We start from the raw sequence: 6499 nt of genomic DNA, 5'->3' as shown, positions 1-6499 counted from the left end.
CGTGCGGACCGACAAGTGCGCCGACATCCTCGGCCGCGAGAAGGGCGCCCCGAACGGGGTGGTCCAGCACTCGTACTGCAACCCCCCGGCCGAGGCGGACAGCGCTCGCAGCGCGTTCGCCCTGCCGCCCGCCGAGGCGGACCGCAGGGTCCCCGCGCCCGCCGCCCAAGACACCTCGCCGCCGGGCCGGCACGACGCCGTACGCATGGCTCCGGACGACGACCACACCCCGCCGCAGCCGCACCCCCTGCCCGCGGCGGGGCGCCGTGCCCAGCCCGGACCCGTTCCCGCCCCCGCCCCGGTGCCCGCCGCCGAGACGGCCGGGGCGCCGGACCCGAACGGCTGGGGCAGTCCCGTACCGGCCGCCCCGGTCGGCGCCTTCCCCCGGCAGGGTGCGGCTCAGCCCGCGGGAACGGCGACCAACGGACAGGGGATGCCGACCACTTCCGGCTTCGGGTTCATGGCACCGCCGCCGGGCTGGCCCGAGGAGCCCGCGCCCGCCGACGTGCCCGCGGCCCCGGCCGCCCCGGCTCCGGCACCTGTCGCGGGGCCGGCACCCGTTGCGGCTCCGGCGCCCGGTCCGCCCCGCGCCCCGGCGCACGCTCCAGAACCCGAGCCCGCGCCGGCGCCCGCCGCCGCCTCGGTCGCCGCCTCGGAGCCGTCCGCCGAGTCCTCCGTACCGCACCCCCGGCTCGGCGCGCACCAGCCGCTGCCGCCCGCGCAGCCCCTGCCGGAAGAGGCCCCCGTCCCCGTCCCGGTCCCGCCGGACTCCACCCAGAGCCGCGCAATCAGCGTGCGCACGCTGGGCCAGGGCGTGCCCCTGGCCCAGCAGGGGCAGCAGATCCCGCAGCAGATTCCGCAGCAGGGCCGCCCGCCGGCCGCGCCCGCGGGCCCCTCCGGTCCCTCCGGCCGTCGGCGCAAGCTCGGCACCCCGCCCGCCGGCACCGAGCGCCCCGAGCCGGTCGGGGCCGCCGCCTCCCCTCAGCCGCAACCCCAGTCACAGCCGTCGGGCCAGCCCCAGGGCCAGCACCAGACGCTGGGAGGCCGCCTCCCCACCACCCAGGTCCCCGGCGGCGCCACCCAGGGCGGCGGACTGCGGCTGCCGACCGCTCCGGCCACGGGCCGCTCGTACGCCATAGGGGCGCCCGACGAGGGCGCCGAGGGCCCCGAGCCGCTGGACGGCCCCGGTGGCGCGGTCGAGGTCGCCAACCGCCCCCAGCCGCAGCCCGTCGACGACGAACTCCCCCCCGAGCCGCTCGACAACCCGCGCCGCCTGCTGGTCTGGCCCGCGCCGGACGTCCTGACGCAGCAGGCGCTGAGCGACCGCGGCTACCGGCCCGTCGTCGTGCACTCCCGCGAGGAGGTCGCCGCGCAGATCGCCGCGTTCCCCGCCGCCCTGTTCGTCGACCCGCTGACCGGCCCCATCACCCGTACGGCGCTCCAGTCGCTGCGCCAGGCCGCGGTCGCCGCCGAGGTCCCCGTCCTGGTGACGGCGGGGCTGGGCCAGGCGACGAGGGAGGCTGCGTACGGGGCCGACCCGGCCGTGCTCCTCAAGGCCCTGGCGCCGCGCGACAGCGAGCAGCACCCCTCACGCGTGCTGGTGATCGAGGAGCACGAGGAGATCGCGCTCGCCCTCACGGAGACACTGGAACGGCGCGGCCTCCAGGTCGCGCGCGCCGCGAACGACAACGACGCCGTCAACCTCGCCGCCCAGATCCGGCCGAACCTGGTGGTCATGGACCTGATGCAGGTACGGCGCCGGCGCGCCGGGATCATCGACTGGCTGCGCGCCAACGGCCAGTTGAACCGGACCCCGCTGGTCATATACACCTCGGCCGGCATCAACGAGGCGGAGCTGCCGCTGCTCAGCTCCGGCGAGACCGTGCTGTTCCTCGCCGAGCGCTCCACGAGCACCGAGGTGCAGGACCGGATCGTCGACCTCCTCGCCAAGATCGGTACCAACTGACCGGCTGACCTGCTGACCTGCTGACCTGCCAGTCGGCGCCGGCCGGCTGCGGCGGCGCCGTACGGACAGCCGCGCCGCCGCACCTACAAGCGCGTCACGTCGAGCTCGCCGTCCGCGTACTGCCTGCGGATCACCTTCTTGTCGAACTTCCCGACGCTCGTCTTCGGCACCGCGGGCACCACCGACCACCGCTCCGGCACCTGCCACTTCGCGATCTTCCCGGCGAGGAACTCCTTCAGCTCCGCGTATCCGGTGCTCGCGCCGTCCTTGAGGACGACCGTCGCGAGCGGCCGCTCGCCCCACTTGTCGTCCGGTACGGCGACCACCGCAGCCTCCGCCACGTCGGGGTGGGCCATCAGCGCGTTCTCCAGCTCGACGCTGGAGATCCACTCGCCACCCGACTTGATGACGTCCTTCGCCCGGTCGGTGAGCGTGAGATAGCCGTCCGGGCCGATGACGCCCACGTCGCCGGTCCGCAGCCAGCCGTCCTCGCTGAACTTGTCCGCCGGCCTGAAGGGTTCGGCGCCCGCGCCCCCGTAGTACGCCCCCGCGATCCACGGTCCGCGTACCTCCAGCTCACCGGCGGACTCGCCGTCCCACGGGAGCAGGTCGCCGCCGGGCCCGGCGAGCCGTGCTTCCACCCCGGCCGGGAAGCGGCCCTGACTGAGGCGGTACGGCCACTCCTCCTCCGCGGTGAGTCCGGCGGGCGGATTGGACGTCGTGCCGAGCGGCGAGGTCTCCGTCATGCCCCAGGCGTGGCAGAGCCGTACCCCGAGCTTGTCGTACGCCGCCATCAGGGACGGCGGACAGGCGGAACCGCCGATGGTGACGCGGGCCATGGACGTCAGATCCCGGGGGCGGGCGGTGACCTCGGCGAGCAGCCCCTGCCAGATGGTGGGGACGGCGGCGGCGTGGGTGGGCCGTTCGCGTTCGATCATGTCGGCGAGCGGGGCGGGCTGGAGGAAACGGTCGGGCATCAGCATGCTGACACCGGTCATGAACGCCGCGTGCGGCAGACCCCAGGCCATCACATGGAATTGGGGGACTACGACCAGTGAGAGGTCCCGGTCCGTCAGCCCCATCGACTCGGCCATGTTGACCTGCATCGAGTGCAGGTAGATGGAACGGTGGGAGAAGACGACGCCCTTGGGGTCGCCGGTGGTGCCGGAGGTGTAGCACATGGCCGCCCCGGACCGTTCGTCCAGCTCCGGCCAGTCGAAGGTGCCGAAGGCGGTGGGACGGCCGGCGATCAGTTCCTCGTACGCGTGCACCCGTACGGGAGCCCCGGACTCCGTGCGCGCGGCCACGGCCTCGTCCAGCGCGGTGCGGTCGCCGGCTCCCGCGACGACGATGTGCTCGACGGTGGGCAGCTGCGGGAGGAGCGGGGCGAGCAGTGGCAGCAGCGAACCGTTCACGATCACCACGCGGTCCGCCGCGTGGTTGACGATCCAGACGAGCTGTGCGGGCGGGAGACGCAGGTTGAGCGTGTGGAGGACCGCGCCCATGGCGGGGACCGCCAGATACGCCTCAAGGTGTTCCGAGTTGTTCCACATGAGGCTCGCGACAGGCTCGTCGCCGGTGACACCGAGTTCGTCGCGCAGGGCGCGGGCGAGCTGGGTCGCGCGTCCGCCCACCTCGGCGAAGCTGCGGCGCTGCGGTTCGCCCTCTCCGGTCCAGGTGACGACCTGTGACGCTCCGTGGATGGTCATCCCCTGATGCAGGATTCGGGTCACAGTCAGCGGTACGTCCTGCATGGTGCTCAGCACGGCGTCCTCCCGGAGGGTGTTGGCGTCGCGTCGCGATTCGTTGCGGCGGTGTTTCGCTGCCGAGATTCTGCGCGCGTACCAGTCGGTATGTCACTACCCAGGAGTAGAAACCGCTGCGGGAAGTTCCCCGAATCCGTCGGGGCCACCGGTGCGTTGGGGCCACACGTGCGGCGGGGGGGTCGGGCTGTCAGCGTGCGGGGGAGAGTTCCGGGTCCTCGCGGAGCTTGCCGAGCGCGCGGGACACGGCGCTCTTGACCGTGCCGACCGAGACACCGAGCACCTCGGCGGTCTGGACCTCGCTGAGGTCCTCGTAGTACCGCAGGACCACCATGGCCCGCTGGCGGTCGGGGAGTCTCATCACCGCGCGCCACATCGCGTCGTGCAGCACCTGCCGCTCGGCGGGGTCCGGCTCGGGCAGGCCCGCGGGCTCGGGCAGTTCCTCGCAGGCGAACTCGTCGACCTTGCGCTTGCGCCACTGCGAGGTGCGGGTGTTCAGCAGGGCCCGGCGGACATAGCCGTCCAGGGCCCGGTGGTCCTCGATCCGGTCCCAGGCGACGTACGTCTTGGTGAGCGCGGTCTGGAGCAGGTCCTCCGCGTCGGAGGGGTTGGCGGTGAGCGAACGGGCGGTACGCAGCAGCACGGGCCCCCGCGCCCGTACGTACGACGAGAACGACGTGTAGGGCGGATACGGCGCTTGCGCGGCGTACGGCACGTACTGCGCGGCCGGCTTTGCGGCCGGCTTGGCGGCTGTGGAAGCGCTCGGGCAGACAGGCGTGGTCATGGCTCCACGCTAGGAGCGGGGCCCGGCCGGGGGATCGGCCCCAGGTCCCGAAGACGTCTCCGCCTCAGGGTGTAGGGGTGGAGGTGACTACACCTCCTGAAGGTGGAGGAAAGCGGACGCGCACTGTAGGGGCCGACCCTGGCACCGCCCCCGCCACGCGACAGTGCCACGCGGTCGCGCCGGCCCCTCCGGCGCGACCGCCCCGCCGCCGGGCGGACGCCCGTCCGGGCAGACGGCTGCGCGGCGGTGCTTCCGCACCGCCGCGCAGGTCGTCGTTCACCCCTCAGTCACGCCCCCCGTCGGGCCGCGTTCACCACCACAGATTGGTGAAATTCACCGAGATGTTCTCGTTGGACTGGTCGATCGAGGTGAAGCCCGAGCCCACCACACTCGCGGTGTTGTTCTGGTTGGACGCCCCGGCACCCGTCGCCACCTGTTGCGTGGTCGTCGAGTTGCCGAAGTTGTGACCGCCCACCCCGCTGCCGCTGATCGAGGCCGCGCCGGCGTTCGATCCATCGTTGGCGAGTGCGCCGTTGTCGGCGTTGGCCACCCCGGTGAAGAGCGCGGCGGCCAAGGGCAGCGCGGCGACAGCGGCGAAGGCACGGGCGGTACGGAAGCTTGCCATGTCATTTCCTCCAGGAACCAGAAGTACGGCGGGTAGTGCAGTTCGATCCGGGGCGGTTGGCCGGCCGCTCCGGTCTTCGTGGCGACGTCGCGAACTCAGAATTGCCCACCGAATCCGCCCGGAACCACCCCGGAGGAACCGATTCCCTCGCAAGCGTGAGGACAAGTCGATAAACCCCCAATGCACCCTCAAAGCCCCGCATCGCACCACGGACGCGGGAACCGGCCCCGGCGAGAACTCCCCGGAACCCGGACGCCGCAAGAGGCGAAGCGTTTCGGCACACCCCCCGGCCCGCCGCCGCCCCGCGACGAAATCCACCCCGTAACGCCTCCTCCCGTAGCGCCTTCCCGCCCTCCCCTCTTCCCTTCTTCGAACACCTGTACGAACATGGAGCCATGGCCACCACCCTCCGGCAGACCGCCTCCCCGGCCCTCGCGCACGCGCTGTCCGCTGCCGAGCGTGGGCTCCCCGTCTTCCCCTTGTCCCCCGCCAAGCTCCCCGCCCTGCGCTCACCGCACCGGGACGAGCCCGGCGGCCCCTCCCTCTGCCGTGGCGAGTGCGGCCGTCCCGGCCACGGCGTGCACGACGCCACCACCGACCCGGCCGGGGTACGGGCGCTGTTCGCCGCCGCGCCCTGGGCCACGGGGTACGGCATCGCCTGCGGCCGGCCGCCGCACCGGCTCATCGGCATCGACCTCGACGTCGGCCCGGCGGACGGGGCCGTCACCCCCGGCTCTTCGCCGGGCCCCAGGACCAACCCCCTGCGGGAGCCCGCACCGGACTCCGTGGCCGCGCTCCAGCACCTCGCCTTCCAGCACCTCTTCACGCTGCCGGACACGGTGGTCGTGCTGACGCCCAGCGGCGGCCGGCACATCTGGCTCACCGGCCCGCCGGACGTCGTCGTGCCCAACTCCGCCGGCCGGCTCGCGCCCGGTATCGACGTACGGGGCGCGGGCGGCTATCTCGTGGGCCCCGGCTCCGTCACCGCCCGCGGCGCCTACCGGCTCGCCCCGGGCACGGCCGGACTCGCGCCCGCGCCCTGCCCGCGCGCCCTGCTGCGCCTGCTGACGCCGCCGGCCCGGCCCCGGCACGCGCGGGACCGGCCCGCGCGCGGCCACGGCCTGGTGCAGTTCGTGCTCGCCGCACACGAGGGGCAGCGCAACACCCGGCTGTTCTGGGCCGCTTGCCGGGCGTACGAGCACGGCTTCGGCGACGCGCTCACCGAGGCACTGGTCGACGCGGCCGTACGGACCGGTCTGAACGAGCGCGAGGCACGCGCCACGATCGCCTCGGCGGCCCGGCTCACCGCCGGCCCCTGAGGCGGCACGTCGGCACGTCGGCGGCACGTCAGCGCGCCGGCA

General features: G+C 73.9%; 5 protein-coding genes. 2 read left to right on the top strand and 3 right to left on the bottom strand.

The window, feature by feature from the left end:
- Window positions 1–1966 (top strand): response regulator (locus AB0P17_RS05125; protein ID WP_365807672.1); only part of this gene is annotated, 1966 nt, incomplete at its 5' end.
- Window positions 1967–2049: 83 nt separating this feature from the next.
- On the opposite strand, the gene AB0P17_RS05120 is transcribed toward AB0P17_RS05125, so the two are convergent.
- From AB0P17_RS05120 to AB0P17_RS05110, 3 genes are all read right to left on the bottom strand, one after another.
- Window positions 2050–3732, bottom strand: coding sequence for a long-chain fatty acid--CoA ligase (locus AB0P17_RS05120; protein ID WP_365807670.1), 1683 nt, complete (start codon window positions 3730–3732; stop codon window positions 2050–2052).
- Window positions 3733–3919: 187 nt separating this feature from the next.
- Window positions 3920–4513: a SigE family RNA polymerase sigma factor gene (locus AB0P17_RS05115; protein WP_365807668.1), complete on the bottom strand. Its 594-nt coding sequence runs from the start codon at window positions 4511–4513 to the stop codon at window positions 3920–3922.
- 310 nt (window positions 4514–4823) lie between these two features.
- The gene (locus AB0P17_RS05110; protein WP_365807666.1) at window positions 4824–5138 is read right to left on the bottom strand and encodes a hypothetical protein; all 315 of its coding nucleotides are present in this window, start codon (window positions 5136–5138) and stop codon (window positions 4824–4826) included.
- A gap of 395 nt (window positions 5139–5533) precedes the next feature.
- On the opposite strand from AB0P17_RS05110, the gene AB0P17_RS05105 reads away from it, so the two are divergent.
- Complete coding sequence (locus AB0P17_RS05105) at window positions 5534–6457, top strand: bifunctional DNA primase/polymerase (protein WP_365807664.1); 924 nt, start codon at window positions 5534–5536, stop codon at window positions 6455–6457.
- The last annotated feature ends 42 nt before the right edge of the window (window positions 6458–6499 follow it).

This window comes from Streptomyces sp. NPDC088124, from assembly GCF_040685895.1.
GTDB lineage: Bacteria > Actinomycetota > Actinomycetes > Streptomycetales > Streptomycetaceae > Streptomyces.
Note: the sequence above shows the minus strand (reverse complement) of the source record. Positions and strands in the feature narration are given on the sequence as shown.